Here is a 25,390-nt window from a genome sequence, read left to right on the forward strand (position 1 = left end):
TGCGGTGTGTCAGTCACAGTTGATTTATCTGAACCACCGCTTTCGCGAGCAAGCCCGCTCCCACATTTGGACCCAGTACATTCAGTCTGGCCAGCGTACGGTCAGGCCGCCGTCGATGACGATGCTTTGCCCGGTCAGGTAGCTCGACGCCTCACTGGTCAAGAACTGCACCAGCGACGCCACTTCATCCGCCCGCCCTACCCGCCCCAGCGGGATCGCCCGCGCGGCTTTCGCCAGGCCTTCGGGCCCCAGGGAGTTCTTCGCGTCCAACGACTGCGGCGTCTCGATCAACCCCGGAATCACCGCATTGCAACGAATGCCCTGGGCTGCCAACTCCACCGCCAGCGAGCGGCACAGCCCCGGCACGCCGGCCTTGGCTGCGGCGTAATGGCTGTGTTCCTGCCAGCCGTACACGCCGCCAGCAATCGACGAAATCGCCACCAGCGCACCGCCTTCGCCCATGTGCCGGACTGCGGCGCGGAAAGTGCGCATCACCCCCGTCAGGTCGACATTGAGCATCTCGTCCCACAGCGCATCGGTCATTTCCAGCAGCGGTGCGCGGCGCAGCAAACCCGCGTTGGCCACCGCGTAATCGAGGCGACCGAAGTGCTCCACGGCTTGCGCGGCCAGAGCGTCGACCGAGGCGGTATCGCCCACGTCCAGCGGCAACATCAGGCACTCGCCACCGGCTTGTTGCACCAGGGCTACGGTGGTTTGCGGGTCATGGGGATCGGCCGGGTAATACCCGCCGACCACCGCCACACCGACCCGCGCATAGGCCACGGCGAGGGCTTGGCCGATGCCGCTGGCGGCACCGGTAATCAAGGCAACTTTACGGTTCATCAAAAACTCCTTACTGAACGGTTTCCGGACGCACATGGCGCGCGGCAAACATCAACACACCGGACAGGAAGCACGGCACCGCACCGAACCACAGCGCGGCGGTCTGCCAGTCGCTGCCGGCGGCCAGCACTTGGGTCGCGCCGAAACCTGCGACCACGGCACCAATCGGGCCCATGGCATGGATGATCGCGCCGCCGGTGGCGCGGATGCTGGTGGGGAAACTCTCGCTGATAAAAAACAGTGCCGCCGAGTACGGGCCGATCAGGAAGAACAGGCCCAGGCTGTACAGCCCGACCACCATTGCCATGTTGCTCGGGCCGAACAGCATGCCGGCGAACGACAGCCCGCCGAGCATCCAGCCCAGGCCGATGACGTTGCGACGGCCGATCTTGTCGCCCATCCAACCGTGGCTGAGGTAACCGCAGTAACCCACCAGGTTCGAGAGCACGAGGATGATCAGCGAGTTTTCGAACGAGATGTGGTGCACGCTGACAATCACCGACGTACCCAGCACGCTGAACACCTGGATCGCGGCCCAGTTGAGCAACAGCGCGGCACCGATCACCAGGGTGGCACGACGGGCCGGGCCACGGAACGCGGCCTTGAGGCCGGCCTTGCCGTGTTCGTCGTAGTCCACGCCGTAGGTGACGGCGACGTTTTGCGCTTCAGTCACCGCGCCGCTTTTGCGCAGTTGGCTGATGCGTTCGTGGATCTGGAACTGCGGGCTCTCCTTGAGCTTGCGCGCCATGATCGCGATGACGATGGCCGGGATCGCGGCAAAGATAAAGCAACCCTGCCAGCCGATGATCGGCAGCAACAGTGCGGTCAAACCGGCGGCGATCAACGCACCGACCGGCCAGCCGCCTTGCACCAGGCTGTAGATGAAGCCACGGCGCTTGGTCAGGCGCGGATCTTCCGAGGCGCCGTACAGCTCGCTCAGGTAGGTGGCGTTGACGGTTTCCTCGGCATAGCCCAGGCCGCCCAACGAACGGATCAGTATCAGCGGCGACTTGCCCCACGCACCACCGATCGCAGTCAGCGCCGAACACAGCGCGGAACCCGCCACGGTGAAGATAATGCCTTTGCGCCGGCCCAACTTGTCGACCACCGGCCCAATAGCAAACGCCACCACCGCCGTGCCCACCGCGACCCAGGTCGCGATTTGCGCTTGCTCCACTTCCCCCCAGCCGAAGTGCCGGCCGATTTCCGGCAGCAAGGTGCCGAAGAGGATGAAGTCATACACCGCAAACACCCAGGCGAAAAACGCGATCCAGGTCGCGAAGCGCACTTCCTTGGAGGTCAGTTGCCGGGGTTTCCAGCCAGTCAGGTCAAGCTTGTTATAGATGGACATGGGTCGCGCCTCAGGGGGTCAGGTACGGGGTTGGCGGCGGATGAAGTCGTCGGCGATTTCGTCAAAGGTGACGAAGCGCACGCCGGCATGGCTCTGGATGTGTTCGATCAGGCGTTCGAGCATCAGCAGCACTTGCGGGCGGCCGGACACGTCGGGGTGGATGGTCATGGTGAACACCGCGTGTTCGTGTTCGCGGTAGACCCAGTCGAACTGGTCGCGCCACATTTCTTCGAGGTGACGCGGGTTGACGAAGCCGTGGCTGTTGGGGGCTTTCTTGATGAACATCATCGGCGGCAGGTCGTCGAGGTACCAGTTGGCCGGGATCTCCACCAGGTCGGTTTCCTCGCCGCGCACCAGGGGCTTCATCCAGGTGTCGGGGTGCTGGCTGTAGTCGATCTTGGTCCAGCTGTCGCCCTTGCGCACGTAGTAGGGATGGAAGTCGTTGTGCATCAGGCTGTGGTCGTACTTGATGCCTTTTTTCAGCAGCAGCTCGTTGGTGACCTTGCTGAACTCCCACCACGGGGCGACGTAGCCAGTGGGGCGTTTGCCGGTGACTTGGGTGATCAGTTCGATGGATTTATCGAGGACGATTTCTTCCTGCTCGGCAGTCATGGCGATGGGGTTTTCGTGGCTGTAGCCGTGCACGCCGATTTCGTGGCCGGCGTCGGCCACGGCCTTCATCTGCTCGGGGAAGGTTTCCATCGAGTGACCGGGGATAAACCAGGTGGTGCGCAGGCCGTAGCGTTCGAACAGTTTGAGCAGGCGTGGCGCGCCGATTTCTCCGGCGAACAGGCCACGGGAAATGTCGTCCGGCGAGTCTTCACCGCCGTAGGAACCGAGCCAGCCGGCGACGGCGTCAACGTCGACGCCAAATGCACAAAGGATGTCTTTAGCCATGGTGTGTCTCCTTAAATAGTCAGTACGGATTCGACGGACAACGCCGCGCGCAACACGCGCGCGTCTTCCCCCGTCGGGGCGCTGAGCAGCAGCCCGGTGGGCAGGCCCAGGGCATCGCGGCCGCTGGGCAGGGTCACGCCGGGCATGTCCAGGAAACTGCCGGGCATGGTCAGGCGCAGGGTGGCGAGGTTGGTTTGGATGAACAGGTCGTCGTCGGCTTCCAGCGGTGCCAGGGGCGGCGCGACGTGGGCGACGGTCGGGGTGATCAGGAGGGCGCCGTCGAGGTCGTCGGCCAGTTGCTGTTGCAGGCGACGGCGGGCTTCGGTCAGGTGCAGCAATTGGCTGGCGGGCAAGCCGCGGGCAGCTTCGAGGCGGCGCCGTACGCGGGGGTCGAGGTGCGCGGCGTCGGGGCTGTCGAGCAACGCTTCGTGCAGGGCGAAGGCTTCGAAGGAGCCCAGCCAGCCGTGATCCCGGATCAGCTGCAAGGTGGCCTGGAACGCCTGGCATTCACGTTCTTCGATCAGCGCACCGGCGGCTTTGAGTCGTTGCACGGCGTGCAGCAGGTTGTTGCGCACCGCGGGTTCGGCGTCCTGTTGCGCCAGCACCAGGCGCAGGCCCTTGAGGCTGCGGGCGCTGTGGGTCTGGCGGCGGCCGTGGAGCAGATCGTCGATGGCCAGCGCATCGCGCACGCTGCGGGTCAGTGGCCCGAGGCTGTCGAGGGTGCGTGACAACGGGAATACGCCGTCGCGACTGTAGCGTCGGCTGCTGCTGCGGTAGCCCACCAGGCCATTCAACGCGGCGGGAATGCGGATCGAACCGGCGGTGTCGGTGCCCATGGCAATCGGCACGATCCCGGCCGCGACGGCGACCGCCGAACCCGATGACGAACCGCCGGGAATGCGGGCTTGATCGCTGCTGCTCGGGTTGTGCGGCGTACCGAAATGCGGGTTGAGGCCCAGCCCGGAATAGGCCAGTTCGCTGAGGTTGGTCTTGCCCACGCTGACCATCCCGGCGCGGCACAACAGGCCGACACAGGGCGCATCAAGCGCGGCGGCGGGAGCGTTGCGCCGGTAGGCGGCACCGGCGGTGGTGACGCTGCCGGCCACGTCGAACAGGTCTTTCCAGGCCAATGGCACGCCGTCGAACACGCTCAATGGCTGACCGGCCCGCCACCGTGCGGCAGAGGCTTGGGCTTCACGCCGGGCACGCTCGGCGCTCACCGAGATAAATACGCTGGGGGCCATGTTCGCGTGCATCAGTGCTTGCTCGAGCACCTGCACCGGGTCGTTGCGACCGCTGGCGAAATCCTCGGTCATGGACGTGGCGTCTGACATCAAGATGACCCTCAAAAACGTACATATTAATAAAATGTACATTTTACAAAGGCAGCTTTCGTGCCAGTCTGCGTCCGGGACGCATCGTGCAAGTAGGGAATTTCGCCCAGAGCTGCGGGATAGATGCTTTCGCTTGGCGGAAAAAAATCTTGCTGGAACGCCGAATAGCGCCTTCAATGAAATAATGTATCTTTTATGAATAAGTACATTTTAGTGCAGAAAAGTAACATCCCTACATTCAAGGCCCCAAAAAAGTGCCATCGCCGTGGCGCAGGGTGACAGGCGCAAGTTATGAGAGAATCCCCGGCCACCGTCCTACATGCCCCAGGGAAAGCAATGAAAGCAGCGTCCGCCTCGGCCTCCCGTTACGCGATGATTCACCAGGTGTTGCGTGACGCGATCGTCAACGGCACGGCCCGCCATGGCCTGGTGTTACTGGAAGCGCCGCTGGCCGAACTGTTCCGCACCAGCCGCGTGCCGGTGCGCAAGGCATTGGACCTGCTGCATGACGAAGGCTTGATCTGCCGCTTCAACGGCCGGGGTTATCTGATCAACCCCGAGGGCCTGGCGCTGGAGCCGTTGCGCCTGCCCTTGAGCCATGCGCACCTGGGCCTGAACGGTGAAGATGAGCTGGTGGACACGCGGCCGCTGGGCGAACGCATCGTCGAGGAAATCGGCGCGGCGTTGTCCACCTGCATTGCCTTCGGCCATTACCGCCTGGACGAACAAGCCGCGGCTGACCATTACGGCGTCAGCCGTGCGGTGGTACGTGAGGCACTGATGCGTTTGCGCGACCGTGGCCTGGTGGAAAAAGAGCCTTACTCCCAGTGGCTGGCCGGGCCGTTGACCGCGCGGGAAGTCACCGAAGACTACGAACTGCGCGCCTGCCTGGAGCCCGAAGCCTTGCGCCAAAGCGCACCGGGGCTGGATCGCGAGACACTGGAAGCGATGTTGCAGCGGGTGCTGGATGCGCAGGAAAGCCCGCAATGCAGCCTGCAAGCCATCGAACAGATCGAAGAGGATCTGCATCAACGCTGCCTGGCCGGCTTGCAGAACCGCAAGATCGCCGCACTGATCCGCCAGGGGCAGAGCCCGATGATCATCAGCCGGATTTTTTACCGGTTGCTGGGCATCGGCGCGGACCCGGCGATGTTGGCCGAACATCGGTTGATTCTGGAGTTGTTGTTGCATGGCGCGTTTGATGCGGCGGCGCTCAACCTGCGCGAGCATCTTCAGCGCGCCAGGCAGCGGATGTTGCAGCGCCTCAAGGTGTTGTCGGTGCTACCAGAGCAACCCCTGCCCTCCTACCTGCACAAAATCAGCTGACTAAACGCAATTTAAACTGTGGGAGCTGGCTTGCCTGCTCCCACAGGGCAGAAATACTGTGCAATATGTTGCTATCTCGCCCCCACCATTGAAACCACCGCAACCCCGCCCCATCTAACCTGCATACTTAATGACGCAGGTGCCCCATGAGCGACCAGCAAGAATTCCCCGAATACGATCTAAACGACTACGCCGATCCCGAAAACGCGCAATCCCCTTCGTCCAACACCGGCCTGGCGCTGCCTGGGCAGAACCTGCCGGACAAGGTCTATATCATCCCGATCCACAACCGCCCGTTCTTCCCGGCGCAAGTGCTGCCGGTGATTGTCAACGAAGAGCCGTGGGCCGAGACCCTGGAGTTGGTGAGCAAATCCGACCACCACAACCTCGCCCTGTTCTTCATGGACACGCCGCCGGAAGACCCGCGCCATTTCGACACCTCCAGCCTGCCGCTGTACGGCACCCTGGTGAAGGTGCACCACGCCAGCCGTGAGAACGGCAAGCTGCAATTTGTCGCCCAGGGCCTGACCCGTGTGCGCATCAAGACCTGGCTCAAGCACCATCGTCCGCCGTACCTGGTGGAAGTGGAGTACCCGCACCAGCCGTCCGAGCCGACCGACGAGGTCAAGGCCTACGGCATGGCGCTGATCAATGCGATCAAGGAACTGCTGCCGCTCAACCCGCTGTACAGCGAAGAGTTGAAGAACTACCTCAACCGCTTCAGCCCCAACGACCCGTCGCCGCTTACCGACTTCGCCGCCGCGCTGACTTCGGCCACCGGTAACGAGTTGCAGGAAGTGCTGGACTGCGTGCCCATGCTCAAGCGCATGGAGAAAGTGTTGCCGATGCTACGCAAAGAGGTGGAAGTCGCACGCCTGCAAAAGGAAATTTCCGCCGAGGTGAACCGCAATATCGGTGAGCACCAGCGCGAGTTTTTCCTCAAGGAACAACTCAAGGTCATCCAGCAGGAGTTGGGTTTGACCAAGGACGATCGCAGCGCCGACGTCGAACAATTCGAGCAACGCCTGGAAGGCAAGGTGCTGCCGCCCCAGGCGCAGAAACGCATCGATGAAGAACTGAACAAACTGTCGATCCTGGAAACCGGCTCGCCGGAATACGCGGTCACGCGCAACTACCTGGACTGGGCCACTGCGGTGCCGTGGGGCGTATACGGCAAGGACAAGCTCGACCTGAAACACGCACGCAAGGTGCTGGACAAACACCATGCCGGCCTGGATGACATCAAGAGCCGCATCCTCGAATTCCTCGCGGTGGGTGCCTATAAAGGTGAAGTCGCCGGCTCCATCGTGCTGTTGGTAGGCCCGCCGGGTGTGGGCAAGACCAGCGTGGGTAAATCCATCGCCGAATCCCTGGGGCGGCCGTTCTACCGCTTCAGCGTCGGCGGCATGCGCGACGAAGCCGAGATCAAGGGCCACCGCCGCACCTACATCGGCGCCCTGCCCGGCAAGCTGGTGCAGGCACTCAAGGATGTGGAGGTAATGAACCCGGTGATCATGCTCGACGAGATCGACAAGATGGGCCAGAGCTTCCAGGGCGACCCGGCGTCGGCCTTGCTGGAAACGCTCGACCCGGAACAGAACATCGAATTTCTCGACCACTACCTGGACCTGCGCCTGGACCTGTCCAAAGTGCTGTTCGTGTGCACCGCCAACACCCTCGACTCGATCCCCGGCCCGCTGCTGGACCGCATGGAAGTGATTCGCCTGTCGGGCTATATCACCGAAGAAAAGGTCGCCATCGCCAAGCGCCACCTGTGGCCCAAACAGCTGGAAAAAGCCGGCGTGGCGAAAAACAGCCTGACCATCAGCGACGGCGCCCTGCGTGCCTTGATCGACGGTTACGCCCGCGAAGCCGGGGTGCGCCAGTTGGAGAAACAGCTGGGCAAACTGGTGCGCAAGGCGGTGGTCAAGCTGCTGGATGAGCCGGACTCGGTGATCAAGATCGGCACCAAGGACCTGGAACGCTCCCTGGGGATACCGGTGTTCCGCAATGAGCAGGTACTGTCCGGCACCGGGGTGATCACCGGCCTGGCCTGGACCAGCATGGGCGGCGCCACATTGCCGATCGAGGCGACGCGCATCCATACGCTCAATCGCGGCTTCAAGCTCACCGGGCAGTTGGGTGAAGTGATGAAGGAGTCCGCCGAAATCGCCTACAGCTACATCAGCTCGAACCTGAAGTCGTTTGGCGGTGATCCGAATTTCTTCGACGAAGCCTTCGTGCACTTGCACGTGCCGGAAGGCGCCACGCCAAAAGACGGCCCGAGCGCCGGCGTGACCATGGCCAGTGCATTGCTGTCGCTGGCGCGCAACCAGCCGCCGAAAAAAGGCGTGGCCATGACTGGCGAGCTGACGTTGACCGGGCACGTACTGCCGATTGGCGGCGTGCGTGAGAAGGTGATTGCGGCTCGGCGCCAGAAGATTCATGAACTGATTTTGCCGGAGCCGAACCGTGGCAGCTTTGAGGAGTTGCCGGAGTACCTCAAGGAAGGCATGACGGTGCACTTCGCCAAGCGCTTCGCTGACGTCGCCAAAGTACTCTTCCAATAACACGGTAGTGAGCGGGCTTGCCCGCGCTGGGCGGCGCAGCCGCCCCAAACCCAGGCACCTCGGTCTTGCTGGAACACCGCAGCGGCCTGGTTGGGGCGGCTTCGCCACCCGGCGCGGGGCAAGCCCGCTCACTACAATGGTTTATGTCACTTTCGCCTTGTCACACCTTGTCTCATCTTCGGTTATGCTCGCCCTTCGTCGTCAATCAACGGAGGCTTCATGACTGCTGCCCGCCTGCTTCTCCCCTTGAGCCTTGCTCTGCTGGCCGCCTGCGCCAGTGCTCCCAAGCAAAACGTCAGCGTGGACAAGCAAAGCGCCTGCCCGCTCCAGCTCAAGACCGGGCAGAACCTGATCCTGACCCTGCCGAGCAACCCCACCACCGGCTACCGCTGGGCCATCCAGGACTCCGCCGGCGGCGTGCTCCGCGCGTTGAGCCCCGAGGTCTACAGCAGCAGTGAATCCGGGGTGATCGGCGGCGGCGGGCAATCCACCTGGCGCTTCCAGGCCTTCGCCGCGGGCCAGGGGCGTTTGCGCCTGACCTCCCAGCAACCCTGGGAACCCGAAGCCGAACCCGCCGAGACCTTCGACTGCGCCATCACGGTGAACTGATATGCCATGGCTGATTCTTGCGTTGATGGGCGCCGGCACCTTTATCTACGGCCTGAGCACCCACGCGACGTTGTTGTGCCTGCTGGTCAAACCGCTGCCGGTATTGGCGCTGCTGGGCTGGCTGCATGATGCGCCGCCCACCGACTATCGACGCTGGATCAGCCTGGGGCTGATTTTCTCCCTGGTGGGCGATGTGCTGCTCGCGTGGCCGGGCGACTTGTTTATCTTCGGCCTCGGCGCGTTTTTGTTCGCGCACCTGGCGTATCTCAAAGCGTACTTGAGCGACTGCCGCCGCTTGGCGCTGTTGCCGTTGGTATTGGCCCTGGGCGTGGGGGCTGTGCTGCTGAGCATCCTGATCTCGCACGGCCTCGGCGACTTGCTGATCCCCGTGGTGGTTTACGCAACGGTGATCAGCGCCATGCTCTGGCGAGCGTTGGCACGCCTGGGCAGCGACGTGCCCAAGCGCTCGGCGTTACTGGCAGCGGCGGGCGCGGTGTCGTTTGTGTTTTCCGACACGCTGATCGGCATCAACCGCTTTGTGGTGGCGTTTGAGGCGGCGCCGTATGTGTTGATCGTCTCGTACTGGCTGGGCCAGTGGGGGATCACCGCGTCGGCGTTCGACCGAGTACCTCACAACTTGTCGAGCGTGAACCGATAACTTTCGATGGCATAGGCCAACTGAAATTCGACGGCCTTTTTAAGCGAGGCCTTTTCCGCCTCTTTCTTGGCGTTCTTGACAGGGTCCTTGTCGGGCACGCCGTAGTCGAGGCGACGCAATTCCAGGTACAGGATCTTCATGGCGTCGGACAAGATGTCGGCGGCATTGGAAATAATCCGCAGGTTGTCGCGTACGGGCAGCAACGCGCTTTTGGCAATTTCGTCATCCGCCTGTTTTCTCAGATCGAGAAATTCAGTGGCATCGATTTTCTTGTCCTTGTTGATCTTTGCCAGCAGCGCTTTCAACTTCTTGTCAGTGACGGTCAGTTTCAGGCTCATGATTGCATCCTCAGGGAATATCAGACTCCCCCGAACTTAGGCCCTCGCAAATAAGCCGTCTACTGTCAGAATTAACAGGTCGCCCGCCTTGCCTGACTAACGGTCCGATCAACCATGCATCCCGCTGTCAACTTGGCTAAAATGCCGGCCTTCCCCCATCAATGCCGGAACAACCGTGAGCAAACAACCCGATCGCCTATTCGCCCAGCCCCTGACCCAGGTGCCGGACTTCGCCTTTAACGAGGATGTGGTGCGGGTGTTCCCGGACATGATCAAGCGCTCGGTGCCGGGTTACCCGACCATCGTCGAAAACCTCGGCGTGCTCGCGGCGCAGTTTGCCCAGCCCAATAGCGTGCTCTACGACCTCGGTTCATCCCTCGGCGCGGTGACCCAGGCCCTGCGCCGGCATGTGCGTACCGACGGCTGCCGGGTGATCGCGGTGGATAACTCGGCGGCGATGGTCGAGCGTTGCCGCGAGTACCTCAATGGCCAGGACTCGATGTTCCAGGAGTTGCTGCCAGTCGAGGTGGTCGAAGGCGATATTCTCGCGCTGCAATTTCAACCGGCCTCGGTGGTGGCGCTGAACTTCACCCTGCAGTTCATCGCCCCCGAAGAACGCCTGGCGCTGCTCTCGCGCATCCGCCAGTCGCTGCTGCCGGGTGGGGCGCTGATCCTGTCGGAAAAGCTGCGCTTCAACGATGTTGAAGAACATGAACTGCTCACCGACCTGCATATCGCGTTCAAACGCGCCAACGGCTACAGCGAACTGGAAATCGCCCAGAAGCGCAGCGCCATCGAAAACGTCATGAAGCCCGACAGCCTCGAAGAACACCGCGAACGCCTGCTGGCGGCCGGTTTCTCGAAAGTCGTGCCGTGGTTCCAGTGTCTTAACTTTGCCTCGTTGATTGCCTTGCCATGATTGATCTGTCCCCCCTCGCCCGCCATCTGGTCGGCACTCCCCTGGCTGTGTGGGCCCAGGGCCTGCAAGCGCAACTCGATAGCAAGATGGAAAAGGGTCATGGCGACCTGGAGCGTTGGCAGAGTGCGTTGGACGCCTTGCCAAAGATCCAGCCAAGCGAGGTGGACTTGCTCAATGGCCTGACCCTCGACACCGATTGCGACGACGAAACCCGCGCACAAATGCGCACTGCGTTGATGGGCCTGAGCCCGTGGCGCAAAGGCCCGTTCAACCTGTTCGGCGTGCATGTGGACACCGAATGGCGTTCAGACTGGAAGTGGTCGCGGGTGGCCCCGCATTTGAACCTCAAGGGCAAGCGAATCCTTGATGTGGGCTGCGGCAATGGCTACTACATGTGGCGCATGCTCGGCGCCGGGGCGGACAGTGTGATTGGCGTCGACCCGAACTGGCTGTTCTTCTGCCAGTTCCAGGCGGTGCAGCGTTACCTGTCGGAACCGAAGGCCTGGCACCTGCCGTTCCCGTTCGAAGACCTGCCGGCGAACCTGGAAGGCTTCGACACGGTGTTTTCCATGGGCGTGTTCTATCACCGGCGTTCGCCGATCGAGCATCTGCTGGCGCTGAAAGACACCCTGGTCAAGGGCGGCGAACTGGTCCTGGAAACCCTGGTGGTGGAAGGCGATCAGCAACAAGTACTGGTGCCGGAAGACCGCTACGCGCAGATGCGCAACGTGTGGTTCCTGCCCTCGGTACCGGCGCTGATGCTGTGGCTGCGGCGCGCCGGGTTCAGTGATGTGCGCTGTGTGGACGTGAGCGTGACCACGGTGGAGGAACAGCGGGGGACGGAGTGGATGAAATATCAGTCGCTGAGCGACTTCCTTGATCCCGAGGATCACAGCAAGACCATCGAAGGGCTGCCGGCGCCGATGCGGGCCGTCATCATCGCTCGCAAGTAAGCGTGCGGTTTCACTGAATAAATAGAGATCAAAACTGTGGGAGCTGGCTTGCCTGCGATAGCGGTGAGTCAGTCACAGATGAGTTGACTGACAGATAGCTATCGCAGGCAAGCCAGCTCCCACATTTGATCTCCAGTGTTCTTTAGAGCGGGGGCTTGGCCCTTCGGGCCTTGAAGAATTCGCTGAGGACGGTACCGCACTCCTCGGCCAACACCCCGCCTTCAAACAGCACTTTGTGATTGAGAAACCCCTGGGTAAAAAACTGCCCCTGGCTCTGCACAATCCCCGCCTTCGGCTCCAGCGCGCCGTACACCACCCGCGCCACCCGCGAATGCACGATCAAACCGGCGCACATGCTGCACGGTTCCAACGTCACGTACAGCGTGCTGCCCACCAGCCGATAGTTGCTGATGGCCTGCGCGGCATTGCGGATAGCGACCATTTCGGCGTGGGCGCTGGGGTCGTTGCCGCTGATCGGGCAATTGAAGCCACGGCCGATGATTTCGCCGTCCTGGACCAGCACCGCGCCTACCGGCACTTCACCCAAGGCTGCGCCCTGGGCAGCGAGGGCCAGGGCTTCGCGCATGAAGTCATGGTCGCGGCTGCGGTCGATGATCGCGGTGGGGCGGAACTGGCGCATCACGCCACCTCGATGGCGGCCATCAGGCCGGTTTCCATGTGATCGATCACGTGGCAATGAAACATCCATACCCCCGGGTTATCTGCCACCAGCGCCACGCGGGCGCGTTCGTTCTTGCCCAACAGGTAAGTGTCGGTGAAGTACGGGATCACCTTGTGGCGGTTCGAGGCGATCACCTTGAAGCTCATGCCGTGCAGGTGGATCGGGTGCTGGTACTGGGTCATGTTCTTCAATTCGAAGATGTAGCTCTTGCCCTTCTCCAGCTTGGCGATGGGCCGGTCGGCGCAGGTCTTGTCAGTGATGTCCCAGGCCTGACCGTTGATTTGCCACAGGCTGGGCGGCCGACCATCGTCGACGGAAACGGTGCCGACCCACTCGAAATTGAAGTTGAGCTTCTCGGCGTTGGCCAGGTCCGGCTCGGCAATCGGGTTGGCGGGCAATGCCGCTGGCCAGTCCGTCGGCGCATCGCTGTTGGCGACCGAGCGGAACGTGCCCAGGCGCACCGGGCCGTTGCGGATCGACAACTCTTCGCCGGCCGGCGGTGCCTTGATCGCCAGGCAGATGCGCATGCCCGGGCCCAGCCAGTATTCCTTGCCCAGCGGGCGCGGCTCGATGGGGTTGCCGTCCAGCGCGTAGATCTGCGCTTCGACGTCAGGGATGTTGATGCGATAAGTCAGGGTGTTGTCGAGGTTGAGCAAGCGCACGCGGGTGATCTGCCCGGCGGGCAAGTCGATCACCGCCTGGGACACGCCGTTGATCGTCGATAACCGCCCGGCAGTACCGCCACGCGCGGCCTCACGGGGTACGCTGAAAGCGACGAAGGCGCCCTCTTCGTCCACGTGCCAGCTTTTCAGGCTCAAGGTGCGTTCGTGTTTGAACCCGGTGGGCTCGCGCTCTTCAATGATCAGCGGGCCGACCAGGCCACGGCCGAGTTCTTCGCTGCTGTTCACATGGGGGTGATACCAGTAGCTGCCGGCGTCGGGCACACGGAATTTGTAGTCGAAGTACTCACCAGGCAAGACCGGCAACTGGGAGACGTAGGGCACGCCGTCCATTTCCAGCGGCAGGCGGATGCCGTGCCAATGAATGGTGGTGGCGACCGGCAGGTGGTTGATAAAGCGCACCCGCAGCCATTCGCCCTGGCGTACGCGCAACTCGGTACCCGGCGCCGACGGGCCGAACGCCCAGGCCTCGGTCTTGTGGCCCGGCACCAGTTCCACGTCCAACGGCGCGGCGATCAGCTCGTAATCGTGGCCCGCTTCGGCCTCGGCGACCTTTCCCAGCCAGTAGCGGTAGGCGCCACCAGCACCGACGCCCACTACGGCCAGGCCTGCGAGACCACCCAGGATTTGTCGACGGGAAAAGGATCGGGACACAACAACCTCACGTATCGGCCGCGGGCACAGGGCCTGCAAAGGGCTGATACGATACACCTGCATCGGCTAAACAGTAAGGCTTCGCATTGCCGCATGGCCGAATTCTGGACACGCCAAAGATCAACTGTGGGTGTGGGCTTGTGTGGGAGCGGGCTTGCTCGCGAAAGCGGTGGGTCAGCCACAGATGTATCAACTGACAGACCGCATTCGCGAGCAAGCCCGCTCCCACATTTTTTTGATCTTCAGTGGTTTTTAGACTGTGTTGGTTCAGGCCTTGGCGGCAGCCAGGATCAGGGCCTTCATCTCGGCCACGGCGCCTTTGAAGCCGACGAACAGCGCATGCGCCACCAGCGCATGGCCGATGTTCAGCTCGTTGATACCCTTGATCGCCGCCACGGCTTCAACGTTGTGGTAGTGCAGGCCGTGGCCGGCATTGACGATCAAACCTTCGCGCAGGCCAGCGGCAACACCGTCGATGATGCGCTGAAGTTCGTCAGCCACTTCAGTCGGCGTGGTGGCATCGGCATAACGGCCGGTGTGCAGCTCGATGGCCGGCGCACCGACGCGGCGCGAGGCTTCGATCTGGCGCTCGTCGGCATCGATGAACAACGAGACTTCGCTGCCGATCTGCGACAGACGATCCACCGCCGCCTTGATCCGCGCCTCCTGGCCGGCAACGTCGAGGCCGCCTTCGGTGGTGAGTTCCTGGCGCGTTTCCGGGACCAGGCAGATGTGCGCCGGGCGGATGCGTTCGGCGAACGCCATCATTTCTTCGGTGACGCCCATTTCAAAGTTCATGCGGGTTTGCAGCACATCCTTGAGCAGCAACACGTCGCGCTCCTGGATATGGCGACGGTCTTCGCGCAGGTGCACGGTGATGCCGTCGGCGCCCGCTTCTTCGGCGTCCAGCGCAGCCTTGACCGGGTCAGGGTAACGGGTGCCCCGGGCCTGGCGCAGGGTAGCGACGTGGTCGATGTTGACGCCAAGAAGAATGCGATTGCTGGTGGTCACGGAAGCGCTCCTGAAAAGGGAAAGAAACGCCGCACAGCATACACGGGGTTGTCAGGGCTTTCGAAACAACTCGCGACTGACCAGCGGCCGGCCGCCCAGATGCACGGCCAACGCTTGGCGCATCAGACGCTTGGCGGCGGACAAGGCACCGGGGGCGCTCCAGTCGGCTTCGCTCATGGCCAGCAACTCGGTGCCCTGGAACAGGCCGGGTTGCAGCAGGTAGACGCGCTCCAGGCCGGCGTCGACTTGCAGGCGGTACATGCCGTCGGCGGCGATGGGCTCGCCGTGCAGGTCGTTGGCCAGTTCGAAGCCGTAGCCGAGGTCGTCGAGCAGGCGCCATTCGAAGGCACGCAGCAAGGGCTCCAGGGGGCGGCCTTCGGCGAGGGCGAGCAGGGTCGCAGCGTAGTGATCGAAGACGGCTGGGTGCGGGTCTTCGGCGGGCAAGAGGCGGATCAGCAGTTCATTGAGGTAGAGGCCGCTGAAGAGGGCTTCGCCATTGAGCCAGGCGGAGGTGCCGACGCTTTCCAGGCGGCCGACGTTTTTCAGCTCGCCCTTGCCGCGAAATTCCACCTCCAGGGCCACAAACGGCCGTGCCTGCGTACCGGCCTTGCCCCGTGCGCTGCGCAAGACGGCGCGCAGGCGGCCCTGGGGAGTGAGGAAGTCCACCAGAGCGCTGGTCTCGCGGTAGGCGCGGCTGTGCAGGACGTAGGCGGGTTGGCTGAGGGATTGGGACATGGGGTCTCACTGCTGGAATGCATTGTTGAAAACTACACAAACCGAATGTGGGAGCGGGCTTGCTCGCGAATGCGGTGTGCCAGTCGACTTATCAGTGACTGATCCACCGCATTCGCGAGCAAGCCCGCTCCCACATTTTTAGTCCTGCGGTGTTCTTACAGGTCGCCGTAGCCCAGGGAGCGCAGTGCGCGTTCGTCGTCGGACCAGCCGCCTTTCACCTTCACCCACAGGTTGAGCATGATCTTGGAATCGAACAGCAATTCCATGTCCTTGCGCGCTTCGGTACCGATGCGCTTGATGCGCTCGCCCTTGTCGCCAATGATGATTTTCTTCTGGCCATCACGCTCGACGAGAATCAGCGCATGGATGTGCAAGGTCTTGCCCTGCTGCTTGAACTCTTCGATTTCGACGGTGATCTGGTACGGCAGTTCGGCGCCCATCTGGCGCATGATTTTCTCGCGCACCAGCTCGGCGGCCAGGAAGCGGCTGCTGCGGTCGGTGATCTGGTCTTCCGGGAAGAAGTGCTCGTTCTCCGGCAGGTGCTCGGCGATCACGCGCTCCAGGGCTTCCAGGTTGTGACCGTGCTGGGCCGAGATCGGGATGATCTGGGCATTCGGCAGTTGTTCCTGCAACCAACTCAGGTGCGGCATCAGCTCGGCTTTGTCTTCGATGCGGTCGGTCTTGTTCAGCGCGACGATCAACGGGCCGGTGACGTACTGCACACGTTCGAGGACCATCTGGTCTTCGTCGGTCCACTTGGTGCGGTCAACCACGAAGATCACCACGTCGACGTCTTTCAACGCCGCCGAAGCGGTCTTGTTCATGTAGCGGTTGAGGGCTTTCTCGCCGCCTTTGTGCATGCCCGGGGTATCGACGTAGACCGCTTGCACGGTGCCTTCGGTCTTGATGCCCAGCATGTTGTGGCGGGTGGTCTGCGGCTTGCGCGAGGTGATCGCGAGCTTCTGGCCGAGGATATGGTTCAGCAGCGTGGACTTGCCCACGTTCGGGCGGCCGACGATGGCAACATAGCCACAGCGTGTTGCGGTTGAATCAGTCATGGCCATTCTCCACGCCCAGGGCAATCAGTGCTGCAGCGGCCGCTACCTGTTCGGCAATACGACGGCTCACACCCTGACCTCGGCTTTTTTCGTTCAGTAAGGTGATTTCACATTCCACGAAGAACACGCGGCAATGGGGCTCACCCTGGATGTCCACCACTTCATAGCGTGGCAGTTCGCAACCGCGCGATTGCAGGAATTCCTGCAGGCGGGTCTTGGGATCTTTGTTGGTGTCGACCAGCGTCAGGCTCTCGATCTCGGAGGTCAGCCAGGCGGTGACGCGCTCCTTGGCCGCTTCCATGCCGGCGTCGAGATAGATCGCACCGATCAGCGCTTCAAGAGCGTCGGCCAGGATCGACTCACGGCGGAAACCGCCGCTCTTCAACTCGCCGGAGCCCAGGCGCAGGTACTCGCCAAGGCCGAAACCGCGGGCCAGCACGGCCAGGGTCTCGCCCTTCACCAGGCGCGCACGCAGGCGCGACAACTGGCCTTCACGGGCTTGGGGGAAACGCTCGAACAGCGCTTCACCGGCGACGAAATTGAGGATGGCATCACCGAGGAATTCCAGGCGTTCGTTGTTACGCCCTGCAAAGCTGCGGTGTGTGAGGGCAAGGACCATCAATTCCTGGTCCTTGAAGGTGTAGCCGAGCTGGCGCTCGAGACGTGCTAGAGAAACGGTCACGGTTTACCCATATCTGTGTGGTGGCACCGGCGGCCATCGACGATTGACGCAGTGTTCAAATTCAAATCCTGGTTGGTGCTGCATGAGGCCGGACATTTGTCCAAGCCCCAGAAAAGCATTCGGCGCTGTGTTCACAGCGCCGCCTGTATTACTTGATCAGCCCGACTCGCGAGAAGTTCGGCAGGTGGCTGAGTTTGGACTCCGGCCAGCTCATCCAGACCGCGAAGGCCTTGCCGACGATGTTCTCGTCGGGAACCATGCCCAGCATGTCCTTGGGAATGTTGGGATCGTTCCAATAACGGCTGTCATTGGAGTTGTCACGGTTGTCGCCCATCATGAAGTAGTGCCCGGCCGGCACTTTCCACTCGCCATCAGGCTGGCGGTAGCGCGACATTTCCTTGCGGATCTGGTGCTCCACCGCGCCGAGTTTCTCCTGGTACAGCTCGGCGCTGCCCAGGGAGTTCGGCTCGGAGCCGATCAGCTTTTCAGCCACCGACTCACCGTTGATGAACAGGCGCTTGTCGCCGGTGTAGCGGATCACGTCGCCCGGCAGGCCGATCACACGCTTGATGTAGTTGACGTTCGGGTCGCTCGGGAAGCGGAACACCATCACATCGCCGCGCTGCGGGTCGCCGACTTCAATGACCTTCTTGTCGATCACCGGCAGGCGGATGCCGTAGGCAAACTTGTTCACCAGGATGAAGTCGCCAACATCCAGGGTAGGCTTCATCGACCCCGAAGGGATCTGGAACGGCTCCACCAGGAACGAGCGCAGCACCAGCACGATGAACAGTACCGGGAAGAACGACTTGCCGTATTCAACCAGCAAAGGCTCTTTGTTCAACTTCTCGACCACCACCGCATCGGGCTGACTGACGCTGCCCTGATAGGATGCGATAGCCGCCCGCCGACGCGGGGCGAAGAACACCAGATCGAGCAATGCCAGAAGACCACAGACGGCAACGGCGATGACCAGCAACAGCGGGAAATTTAGTGACATAGGACCTAACTATCCAACCTGAGCACCGCAAGGAAGGCTTCTTGTGGAATTTCCACGTTGCCCACTTGCTTCATGCGTTTTTTACCGGCCTTTTGCTTCTCAAGCAGCTTGCGCTTACGGCTTACGTCACCGCCGTAGCATTTGGCCAGTACGTTCTTTCTGAGAGCCTTGACGGAGGTCCGCGCAATGATCTGCCCGCCAATGGCGGCCTGGATCGCGACGTCGAACATCTGGCGCGGAATCAGTTCTTTCATCTTCTCGGTCAACTGGCGACCTTTGTAGTGCGCGTTGTCCTTGTGCACGATGAGTGCCAGGGCATCGACCTTGTCGCCGTTGATCAGCACATCCAGTTTCACCAGATTAGCCGATTGATAACGATCGAAATGGTAATCCAGCGAAGCATAGCCGCGACTGGTGGATTTGAGACGGTCGAAGAAGTCCAGGACCACTTCGTTCATCGGCAAATCATAGGTCACTTGGACCTGGGTACCGAGGAACAGCATGTCGTGCTGCACGCCACGCTTTTCGATACACAGGGTGATGACGTTGCCCAGGTGTTCCTGCGGCACCAGGATATTGGCGCGCACAATCGGCTCGCGCATGTCTTCGATGGAAGACAGGTCTGGGAGCTTGGACGGGTTGTCGACGTAAATCGTTTCACCGGTTTTCAGCGCCAGCTCAAAAATAACCGTTGGCGCGGTGGTGATCAGGTCCAGGTCGTATTCGCGCTCCAGGCGCTCCTGGATGATCTCCATGTGCAGCATGCCCAGGAACCCGCAACGGAAGCCGAAGCCCAGGGCGTCGGAGCTTTCCGGGGTGTACTGCAACGACGAGTCGTTGAGGGTCAGCTTTTGCAGGGCTTCGCGGAAATCTTCGAAGTCATCGGAGCTGACCGGGAACAGGCCGGCGTAAACCTGCGGCTGGATGCGCTTGAAGCCGGGCAGCACGTCAACGTCCGGCGTCGAGCTCAAGGTCAGGGTGTCACCCACCGGGGCCCCGTGAATGTCCTTGATACCGGCAATGATGAAGCCTACTTCACCGGCTTTCAGATCGGTGGTCGCCGTGTGCTTGGGGTTGAACACACCAACGCTGTCCACCAGGTGGATCTTGCCGGTGGATTTGACCAGGATCTTGTCGCCCTTCTTCACGCGGCCGTGGCGCACGCGGACCAGGGACACAACGCCCAGGTAGTTGTCGAACCAGGAGTCGATGATCAACGCTTGCAGCGGATCCTCGTAGTTGCCGGTCGGCGCGGGAATGGTCTTGACCAGGCGCTCGAGCACTTCGTCGACGCCCAGGCCGGTCTTGGCGCTGCACTCGACGGCGTCGGTGGCGTCAATGCCGATGATTTTTTCGATTTCTTCCTTGACGCGGTCCGGATCGGCCTGCGGCAGGTCGATCTTGTTCAGCACCGGCATCACTTCCAGGCCTTGCTCGATCGCGGTGTAGCAGTTGGCAACGGACTGGGCTTCAACGCCCTGGCCGGCGTCCACCACCAGCAAGGCGCCTTCGCAGGCGGCCAGCGAGCGGCTGACTTCGTAGGTGAAGTCAACGTGGCCGGGGGTGTCAATGAAGTTCAGCTGGTACTTGATACCGTCTTTTGCGGTGTAGTACAGGGTAACGCTATGGGCCTTGATGGTGATGCCGCGTTCACGCTCGAGGTCCATGGAGTCCAGGACCTGGGCTTCCATTTCACGCTCGGCAAGGCCACCGCACATTTGGATGAACCGGTCGGCCAGCGTCGACTTGCCATGGTCAATGTGGGCGATGATGGAGAAATTGCGGATATGACTCAAATCACTCACGGATCAACACTCAAAAAGGCTGCAGGCAGATTGCCCGCTGAAAAATAGCCGGGAATTGTACCTGATGCTCAGGCCAGACGTCATCTTTGCTGACCAGAACAAAAATGCCCCGATCTCTCGACCGGGGCATGTTTTGATCATAAGCGCTCTATCAACCAGCCCGGCGCAATAGCCAGAACCCGGCCAGGGCGCAGATACCAGTGGGCACCAGCACCGCAAACAGCGGCGAGAAACCGAACACCAGGCTCGAAGGGCCGAGCAGGTCCTGGGCGATGCGGAAGGTAAAGCCCACCAGCACGCCGGTAAAGACGCGCTGGCCAAGGGTCACGGAGCGCAGCGGGCCGAAGATGAACGAGATCGCCATCAACACCAGCGCGGCAGTGACCACCGGCTGCAGCACCTTGACCCAGAATGCCAGCCAGTAGCGGCCGTTGTTCAGGCCTTGGTCCTTCAAGTAGTGGATGTAACCCCAAAGCCCGGAGATCGGCAGGCTTTCGGGGATCATGACCACGGTATTGAGCAGTTCCGGCTTGAGGGCGATGTCCCACTCCTCGGCCGGCACATTGATCACTTCAGTACTGGCCTTGGTACCTTGCCCTGCATTGCGGAAATGCGTGGTGGTGACATCGCTCAGCTGCCATTTCTCGGCGTTGTACTGCGCGCGCTTGGCAAAGCTCGACATCAGCAGATGGCGTTCCTTGTCAAAGGTATAACGTGTCACACCAATCAACAGGCCACCGGGCTGCACCGCGTTGATGTGGATGAACTCGTCACCCTGGCGGTGCCACAGGCCATGCTTGGAGCTTTGTGCGTCGCCCGACCCCTGGGCCAGGGCGCGGTTGGCCTGGGCCGTGGTTTCGGCCGGCGGCGCAACGTATTCACCGATCAGCACGCTGCACAGCATCAGCAGCAGCATCGGCTTCATCACCGCCCAGACAATACGACCGATGGACACCCCGGCGGCACGCATGATGGTCAGTTCGCTGTTGCTGGCCAGGCTGCCCAGGCCGATCAGGCAACCGATCAGCGCGGCCATCGGCATCATGTCGTAGAGGCGGCGCGGCGCGGTGAGGGCCACGTAGCTCATCACGTCCCATACGGTATAGGTGTCGCTGACGTTGCCGACTTCATCGATAAAGGCGAACAACGACGCCAACCCAAGGATGATGCCCAATACCGCCAGGATGGCGATCAGTACGCTGCTACCAATGTAGCGATCGAGCTTAGCCACGAGCCAACTCCTTCTGGCCACGACGGCTCAACATTTTCAGACGGATAGGTTCCCAGTAGAGCAGCGCCAGGCCGATCACCAGGAAGATCCCATGCACCCACCACAGGCCCAGGGTCGGCGACAGCTTGCCCTTCTCCAGGGAACCACGGGCGGAAATCAGGATGGTCAGGTACGCCATGTACAGCAGGATCGCCGGCAACAGCTTGAGGAATCGGCCCTGGCGCGGGTTGACGCGCGACAGCGGCACTGCCATCAAGGTCACGATAAACACCAGCAGCGGCAGGGAGATGCGCCATTGCAGCTCGGCAATGGAACGCAGTTCCTTGCTGCCGAGCAGTTCCGTGGTGGGGATGGCGTCACGGTCGGTAACTTCGTCGCTGACGTCCGGACGGGCCAGCAGCACGCCGTAGGTGTCGTACTTGATCGCACGGTAATCGGCCATGCCGGGGCTGCCGTCATAGCGATAGCCGTTTTCCAGGATCAGATAGCGGCTGCCATCGGGGCGCACTTCCTGGCGGCCTGAGTCGGCCACCAGCACGGAAATACCGCGGTCTTTCTTGTCCTGGCCCAGGCGCTTCTCGGAGATGAATACGCCGCCGAGGTTGGCACGGTTTTCGGTCATGGTTTCGGTGTAGGTCACGCGGGTGCCGTCGCTGAGTGCCTGGAAGCGGCCCGGTTCGAGGGTGTCGAACTCGGTCATCGCGTCCTGCTTGTTCAGCACCAGCTGGAACTGCATGGCGCCCTGGGGGGCCAGGCTCAGGCTCAGCCAGGCGACGATCAGCGCGACACCGGCGGCCGGGATCATGGTCATGCCCAGCAGGCGTTGCTGGCTCATGCCGGTGGCCGAAAGCACGGTCATTTCACTTTCGAGATACAGGCGACCGTACGCCAGCAGGATCCCGAGGAACAGGCCCAGCGGCAGGATCAGTTGCAGAAACCCCGGCAGGCGAAAGCCCATGATCAGGAACAGCGAGCCCGGATCCAGCGCGCCAGAGGCGGCCTGGGCGAGGTATTTGACGAAACGACCACTCATGATGATGACCAGCAACACCGCGCTCACGGCACTCAGGGTCAACAGGACTTCGCGGGACAGATAACGGAAGACGATCAAACCAGACACTCCAGGGTTGTCAGGCTAAGGCGGCCAAACAAGCAAGCATACCAGTCGACCCGTTTGCACAGGCCGGCTAAAAAGATGGCGCATTATCCTGTGATTGGCCGCGCCTGTCACGGAGCATGCTCAACCACGTGGACAAAGCTTACACCAAGGGTTGTCAGGCTCCGCCGCCGAGGTTCAAACTGCGGCCTTTGTCGCGGGCGGTTTATACAGCCGCCAAGCTTTAAAGCCGGCGTACAGACGCCCGGCTCTTTGACCTTTATAAGGGACCCGAAAATGGAATTGGTTGTAAAAAGCGTTAGCCCCGAAACGTTGAAAACCGCCACCCTCGTGGTCGCCATCGGCGAAGGCCGCAAGCTTGGCGTCGCTGCCAAGCAAGTCGACGAACTGAGCGGCGGCGCCATCAGCGCGATCCTCAAGCGCGGCGACCTGGCGGGCAAAGTCGGCCAGAGCCTGCTGCTGCAAAGCCTGCCAAACCTGAAAGCCGACCGCGTACTGCTGGTGGGCGTGGGCAAGGACGCCGAGCTGGGCGACCGTCCGTTCCGCAAGATCATCAGCGGCATCCTCACCACCCTCAAAGGCCTGGGCGGCGGTGATGCCACGCTGGCGCTGGATGAAGTGGTGGTCAAGGGCCGCGACAGCTACGGCAAGACCCGCCTGCTGGCCGAAAGCCTGGTGGACGGCGGCTATATCTTCGACCAGTTCAAGAGCACCAAGGCCGAACCCCGCGCCCTGAAGAAGATCACCCTGCTGACCATCAAGGCCGCCCAGGCTGAAGTGCAGCGCGCCGTGACCCACGCCACCGCAATCGCCAACGGCATGTCGTTCACCCGTGACCTGGGCAACCTGCCGCCGAACATCTGCCACCCAACCTTCCTCGGCGAACAGGCCAAGGCGCTGGGCAAGGAATTCAAGGGCCTGAAAGTCGAAGTCCTGGATGAGAAGAAGATCAAGGAACTGGGCATGGGCTCGTTCTATGCCGTGGGCCAGGGCAGCGACCAGCCGCCACGCCTGATCGTGATGCAATACAACGGCGGCAAAAAGGCCGACAAACCTTACGCCCTGGTCGGCAAAGGCATCACCTTCGACACCGGCGGCATCAGCCTCAAGCCAGGCGCCGGCATGGATGAGATGAAGTACGACATGGGCGGCGCCGCCAGCGTGTTCGGCACCCTGCGTGCGGTGCTGGAGCTCAAGCTGCCGATCAACCTGGTGTGCATCCTGGCCTGTGCCGAGAACATGCCAAGTGGCGGCGCGGCGCGTCCGGGCGACATCGTCACCACCATGAGCGGCCAGACCGTCGAGATCCTCAACACCGACGCCGAAGGCCGCCTGGTGCTGTGCGATGCCCTGACCTACGCCGAGCGCTTCAAGCCGCAAGCCGTGATCGACATCGCCACCCTGACCGGCGCGTGCATCGTCGCCCTGGGCTCCCACACCTCGGGCCTGTTGGGCAACAACGACGAGTTGATCGAACAACTGCTCAGCGCCGGCAAGGCCGCCGACGACCGCGCCTGGCAACTGCCGCTGTTCGATGAGTACCAGGAACAGCTGGACAGCCCGTTCGCCGACATCGCCAACATCGGCGGCCCGAAAGCCGGCACCATTACCGCAGCCTGCTTCCTGTCGCGCTTTGCCAAGAACTTCAACTGGGCGCACCTGGACATCGCCGGCACGGCCTGGACCAGCGGCGGCAAGGACAAGGGCGCCACTGGCCGTCCTGTTCCACTGCTGACCCAGTACCTGCTGGATCGCGCCAAGGCCTGAAAATGAGAACGCCGGGGCGGCTTTCAGATAGCCGCCTCGCGTTCCAGGAACCGCAATGACCCAAGTCGACTTCTATATATTGCCCAGCGCCGACCCGCTCGCGCGCCTGGACTTTGCCTGCAAACTCACCGAAAAAGCCTGGCGCATGGGCCACCGCATCTACCTGCATTGCAGCGATGCGGCCCAACGCGACGAGCTCGACGCCCGCCTGTGGCGCTTCAAGGGCGAAAGCTTCGTGCCCCACGGCCCTGCCGAATCAGAACCCGAAGGCCTTGTTGTACTGGGCTTGGGCGACAGTTGCGGCGATCACCATGACCTGCTGGTCAACCTGGACCTGAAAGTGCCGCCGTTCGCCAAGGCGTTTGCCCGCGTGGCAGAGGTGGTGGTGGAAGACCCGGCTATTCGTCAGGCGGCGCGGGAGAGTTTCCGTTTCTATCGCGAACAGGGCTATCCTTTGCAGGATCACCGGCTACAACGACTTTGAGTAAATGATGGACACTCCCAACTCGGTAAAAAAAGACGACCACCTGCTGGACGACCTGGAGTCGATCCGCCAGTTGCTCGGTGACGACGGCCTGCAACCGCCACTGCTGACCGACTCGGTCGATGCAGAGGTACAGATTCCGCTGTTGTTCGATATGGTCGGCGCCAAGCCCGCTGCGCCGGAGCCGGTTGCCGTTGCTGTCGAGCCCGCCCCCGCCGAAAAAGGCCAGGACGCCCTGCTGCTGCACCTGGACAACGAACTGCGCGCCGCCGCGCAACTGATCATGCAAGACGTCATCGACGACTTCGCCCCGCATATCGAAACCGAGATCAAGCGCCGGCTGGATGCGCGGATGGAGCGGTTGCTCAGCCAGTACCAGTCATGAAGACAAACAGCTGTTGATTGTTGCCAGCCTCTCTCCATCTCCTTGCCACATGCGTGTCATCTAGGAGCGCACTAGCGGCACCGCTGGTCAAAACTGTCATTTATGACAGTAGATAAAGATTCGGGATCTCGTGGAAGGTTATTCGTGGAAAGTTAACGAAAACCTCCCATTGGAGAAACGTCATGCCCTCTTTACCCTCCGGCAGCGCTCCCGTACTCGTTAGTTCAACGACCATCAACTCCCGCCAGCCACTGCTACAAGGCGTGGCTGCGCCAAATGCCATAGTCCAGGTTTTCCTCGC

At 61.9% G+C, this 25,390-nt stretch carries 25 protein-coding genes; 9 read left to right on the forward strand and 16 right to left on the reverse strand.

Features of this window, described 5'->3' with window-relative positions; translation table 11 throughout:
• Window positions 1-81 precede the first annotated feature (81 nt).
• From OPU96_RS12170 to OPU96_RS12185, 4 genes are read right to left on the reverse strand one after another with little or no spacing between them, the layout of a single operon-like run.
• Window positions 82-843: an SDR family NAD(P)-dependent oxidoreductase gene (locus tag OPU96_RS12170; protein ID WP_226457814.1), complete on the reverse strand. Its 762-nt coding sequence runs from the start codon at window positions 841-843 to the stop codon at window positions 82-84.
• A 10-nt stretch (window positions 844-853) separates the two neighbouring features.
• The gene (locus tag OPU96_RS12175; RefSeq protein ID WP_226457815.1) at window positions 854-2,194 is read right to left on the reverse strand and encodes an MFS transporter; all 1,341 of its coding nucleotides are present in this window, start codon (window positions 2,192-2,194) and stop codon (window positions 854-856) included.
• An 18-nt stretch (window positions 2,195-2,212) separates the two neighbouring features.
• On the reverse strand, window positions 2,213-3,091 hold the full coding sequence (locus tag OPU96_RS12180; protein WP_003234086.1) for a polysaccharide deacetylase family protein: 879 nt from the start codon (window positions 3,089-3,091) through the stop codon (window positions 2,213-2,215).
• An 11-nt stretch (window positions 3,092-3,102) separates the two neighbouring features.
• Entirely contained in the window at window positions 3,103-4,425 is a 1,323-nt protein-coding gene (locus OPU96_RS12185; protein WP_498559125.1) for an amidase, read from the reverse strand.
• A 336-nt stretch (window positions 4,426-4,761) separates the two neighbouring features.
• Here OPU96_RS12185 and OPU96_RS12190 point away from each other — a divergent pair, with 336 nt between their 5' ends.
• The 4 genes from OPU96_RS12190 to OPU96_RS12205 all read left to right on the forward strand — a co-directional run bounded on the left by OPU96_RS12190 (window position 4,762) and on the right by OPU96_RS12205 (window position 9,588).
• Complete coding sequence (locus tag OPU96_RS12190) at window positions 4,762-5,751, forward strand: GntR family transcriptional regulator (RefSeq protein WP_498559126.1); 990 nt, start codon at window positions 4,762-4,764, stop codon at window positions 5,749-5,751.
• A gap of 146 nt (window positions 5,752-5,897) precedes the next feature.
• Window positions 5,898-8,321 (forward strand): endopeptidase La, encoded by a 2,424-nt coding sequence (gene lon / locus OPU96_RS12195; protein ID WP_226457818.1) that lies wholly within the window; start codon window positions 5,898-5,900, stop codon window positions 8,319-8,321.
• 219 nt (window positions 8,322-8,540) lie between these two features.
• Window positions 8,541-8,930 carry a protease inhibitor I42 family protein gene (locus tag OPU96_RS12200; protein ID WP_226457802.1) on the forward strand — a complete coding sequence of 130 codons (390 nt, stop codon included), beginning with the start codon at window positions 8,541-8,543 and terminating at the stop codon, window positions 8,928-8,930.
• 1 nt (window position 8,931) lies between these two features.
• On the forward strand, window positions 8,932-9,588 hold the full coding sequence (locus tag OPU96_RS12205; protein ID WP_192297430.1) for a lysoplasmalogenase: 657 nt from the start codon (window positions 8,932-8,934) through the stop codon (window positions 9,586-9,588).
• Here OPU96_RS12205 and OPU96_RS12210 read toward each other — a convergent pair.
• Entirely contained in the window at window positions 9,561-9,926 is a 366-nt protein-coding gene (locus tag OPU96_RS12210) for a hypothetical protein (RefSeq protein ID WP_498559127.1), read from the reverse strand. The two genes, OPU96_RS12205 and OPU96_RS12210, sit on opposite strands and share 28 nt — an antisense overlap.
• Window positions 9,927-10,101: 175 nt before the next feature.
• On the opposite strand from OPU96_RS12210, the gene cmoA reads away from it, so the two are divergent.
• Window positions 10,102-10,845: a carboxy-S-adenosyl-L-methionine synthase CmoA gene (gene cmoA / locus OPU96_RS12215; RefSeq protein ID WP_192297433.1), complete on the forward strand. Its 744-nt coding sequence runs from the start codon at window positions 10,102-10,104 to the stop codon at window positions 10,843-10,845.
• Window positions 10,842-11,798: a tRNA 5-methoxyuridine(34)/uridine 5-oxyacetic acid(34) synthase CmoB gene (cmoB, locus tag OPU96_RS12220; protein WP_305392123.1), complete on the forward strand. Its 957-nt coding sequence runs from the start codon at window positions 10,842-10,844 to the stop codon at window positions 11,796-11,798. The genes cmoA and cmoB overlap by 4 nt, the downstream gene beginning before the upstream one ends.
• Window positions 11,799-11,940: 142 nt before the next feature.
• Here cmoB and tadA read toward each other — a convergent pair whose 3' ends face one another.
• The 10 genes from tadA to lptF form a co-directional block, all read right to left on the reverse strand.
• Complete coding sequence (gene tadA / locus OPU96_RS12225) at window positions 11,941-12,438, reverse strand: tRNA adenosine(34) deaminase TadA (RefSeq protein WP_498559128.1); 498 nt, start codon at window positions 12,436-12,438, stop codon at window positions 11,941-11,943.
• Entirely contained in the window at window positions 12,438-13,814 is a 1,377-nt protein-coding gene (locus tag OPU96_RS12230; RefSeq protein WP_192297439.1) for a multicopper oxidase family protein, read from the reverse strand. The genes tadA and OPU96_RS12230 overlap by 1 nt, the downstream gene beginning before the upstream one ends.
• Before the next feature lie 267 nt (window positions 13,815-14,081).
• The gene (gene pdxJ, locus OPU96_RS12235; protein WP_498559129.1) at window positions 14,082-14,825 is read right to left on the reverse strand and encodes a pyridoxine 5'-phosphate synthase; all 744 of its coding nucleotides are present in this window, start codon (window positions 14,823-14,825) and stop codon (window positions 14,082-14,084) included.
• Window positions 14,826-14,876: 51 nt separating this feature from the next.
• Complete coding sequence (gene recO / locus OPU96_RS12240) at window positions 14,877-15,560, reverse strand: DNA repair protein RecO (protein ID WP_498559130.1); 684 nt, start codon at window positions 15,558-15,560, stop codon at window positions 14,877-14,879.
• A 155-nt stretch (window positions 15,561-15,715) separates the two neighbouring features.
• Window positions 15,716-16,618, reverse strand: a complete 903-nt coding sequence (gene era / locus OPU96_RS12245) for a GTPase Era (protein WP_038851274.1) — start codon at window positions 16,616-16,618, stop codon at window positions 15,716-15,718.
• Window positions 16,611-17,300 carry a ribonuclease III gene (gene rnc, locus OPU96_RS12250; protein ID WP_012722401.1) on the reverse strand — a complete coding sequence of 230 codons (690 nt, stop codon included), beginning with the start codon at window positions 17,298-17,300 and terminating at the stop codon, window positions 16,611-16,613. Before rnc ends, era begins: the two co-directional genes overlap by 8 nt.
• A 148-nt stretch (window positions 17,301-17,448) precedes the next feature.
• Complete coding sequence (gene lepB, locus OPU96_RS12255; RefSeq protein WP_192297441.1) at window positions 17,449-18,300, reverse strand: signal peptidase I; 852 nt, start codon at window positions 18,298-18,300, stop codon at window positions 17,449-17,451.
• 5 nt (window positions 18,301-18,305) lie between these two features.
• Complete coding sequence (gene lepA / locus OPU96_RS12260) at window positions 18,306-20,105, reverse strand: translation elongation factor 4 (protein WP_003210439.1); 1,800 nt, start codon at window positions 20,103-20,105, stop codon at window positions 18,306-18,308.
• Window positions 20,106-20,256: 151 nt separating this feature from the next.
• On the reverse strand, window positions 20,257-21,336 hold the full coding sequence (gene lptG, locus OPU96_RS12265; RefSeq protein ID WP_226457807.1) for an LPS export ABC transporter permease LptG: 1,080 nt from the start codon (window positions 21,334-21,336) through the stop codon (window positions 20,257-20,259).
• Window positions 21,329-22,447 (reverse strand): LPS export ABC transporter permease LptF, encoded by a 1,119-nt coding sequence (lptF, locus tag OPU96_RS12270; protein ID WP_226457808.1) that lies wholly within the window; start codon window positions 22,445-22,447, stop codon window positions 21,329-21,331. The genes lptG and lptF overlap by 8 nt, the downstream gene beginning before the upstream one ends.
• Window positions 22,448-22,729: 282 nt before the next feature.
• Here lptF and OPU96_RS12275 point away from each other — a divergent pair, with 282 nt between their 5' ends.
• Genes OPU96_RS12275 through OPU96_RS12285 form a run of 3 tightly spaced genes read left to right on the forward strand, consistent with a single transcriptional unit; the run spans window position 22,730 to window position 25,089 of the window.
• A complete protein-coding gene (locus tag OPU96_RS12275) occupies window positions 22,730-24,220 on the forward strand; it encodes a leucyl aminopeptidase (RefSeq protein ID WP_192297446.1) in 1,491 nt (496 codons plus the stop codon).
• 55 nt (window positions 24,221-24,275) lie between these two features.
• Window positions 24,276-24,704: a DNA polymerase III subunit chi gene (locus OPU96_RS12280; RefSeq protein ID WP_012722396.1), complete on the forward strand. Its 429-nt coding sequence runs from the start codon at window positions 24,276-24,278 to the stop codon at window positions 24,702-24,704.
• A 7-nt stretch (window positions 24,705-24,711) separates the two neighbouring features.
• On the forward strand, window positions 24,712-25,089 hold the full coding sequence (locus OPU96_RS12285) for a DNA polymerase III subunit chi (RefSeq protein ID WP_226457810.1): 378 nt from the start codon (window positions 24,712-24,714) through the stop codon (window positions 25,087-25,089).
• 100 nt (window positions 25,090-25,189) lie between these two features.
• Here the strand turns inward: OPU96_RS12285 and OPU96_RS12290 are convergent.
• Window positions 25,190-25,390: hypothetical protein (locus tag OPU96_RS12290; RefSeq protein ID WP_498559131.1), on the reverse strand; the 201-nt coding region annotated here is incomplete at its 5' end.

Source organism: Pseudomonas sp. RP-B7 (genome assembly GCF_059803535.1).

Bases quoted from the DNA above. Each gene is read 5' to 3' on its own strand.
- OPU96_RS12170 (WP_226457814.1), bottom strand. From the start codon at position 843: ATGAACCGTAAAGTTGCCTTGATTACCGGTGCCGCCAGCGGCATCGGC.
- OPU96_RS12175 (WP_226457815.1), bottom strand. From the start codon at position 2,194: ATGTCCATCTATAACAAGCTTGACCTGACTGGCTGGAAACCCCGGCAA.
- OPU96_RS12180 (WP_003234086.1), bottom strand. From the start codon at position 3,091: ATGGCTAAAGACATCCTTTGTGCATTTGGCGTCGACGTTGACGCCGTC.
- OPU96_RS12185 (WP_498559125.1), bottom strand. From the start codon at position 4,425: ATGTCAGACGCCACGTCCATGACCGAGGATTTCGCCAGCGGTCGCAAC.
- OPU96_RS12190 (WP_498559126.1), top strand. From the start codon at position 4,762: ATGAAAGCAGCGTCCGCCTCGGCCTCCCGTTACGCGATGATTCACCAG.
- lon (WP_226457818.1), top strand. From the start codon at position 5,898: ATGAGCGACCAGCAAGAATTCCCCGAATACGATCTAAACGACTACGCC.
- OPU96_RS12200 (WP_226457802.1), top strand. From the start codon at position 8,541: ATGACTGCTGCCCGCCTGCTTCTCCCCTTGAGCCTTGCTCTGCTGGCC.
- OPU96_RS12205 (WP_192297430.1), top strand. From the start codon at position 8,932: ATGCCATGGCTGATTCTTGCGTTGATGGGCGCCGGCACCTTTATCTAC.
- OPU96_RS12210 (WP_498559127.1), bottom strand. From the start codon at position 9,926: ATGAGCCTGAAACTGACCGTCACTGACAAGAAGTTGAAAGCGCTGCTG.
- cmoB (WP_305392123.1), top strand. From the start codon at position 10,842: ATGATTGATCTGTCCCCCCTCGCCCGCCATCTGGTCGGCACTCCCCTG.
- tadA (WP_498559128.1), bottom strand. From the start codon at position 12,438: ATGCGCCAGTTCCGCCCCACCGCGATCATCGACCGCAGCCGCGACCAT.
- recO (WP_498559130.1), bottom strand. From the start codon at position 15,560: ATGTCCCAATCCCTCAGCCAACCCGCCTACGTCCTGCACAGCCGCGCC.
- era (WP_038851274.1), bottom strand. From the start codon at position 16,618: ATGACTGATTCAACCGCAACACGCTGTGGCTATGTTGCCATCGTCGGC.
- lepB (WP_192297441.1), bottom strand. From the start codon at position 18,300: ATGTCACTAAATTTCCCGCTGTTGCTGGTCATCGCCGTTGCCGTCTGT.
- OPU96_RS12275 (WP_192297446.1), top strand. From the start codon at position 22,730: ATGGAATTGGTTGTAAAAAGCGTTAGCCCCGAAACGTTGAAAACCGCC.
- OPU96_RS12280 (WP_012722396.1), top strand. From the start codon at position 24,276: ATGACCCAAGTCGACTTCTATATATTGCCCAGCGCCGACCCGCTCGCG.
- OPU96_RS12285 (WP_226457810.1), top strand. From the start codon at position 24,712: ATGGACACTCCCAACTCGGTAAAAAAAGACGACCACCTGCTGGACGAC.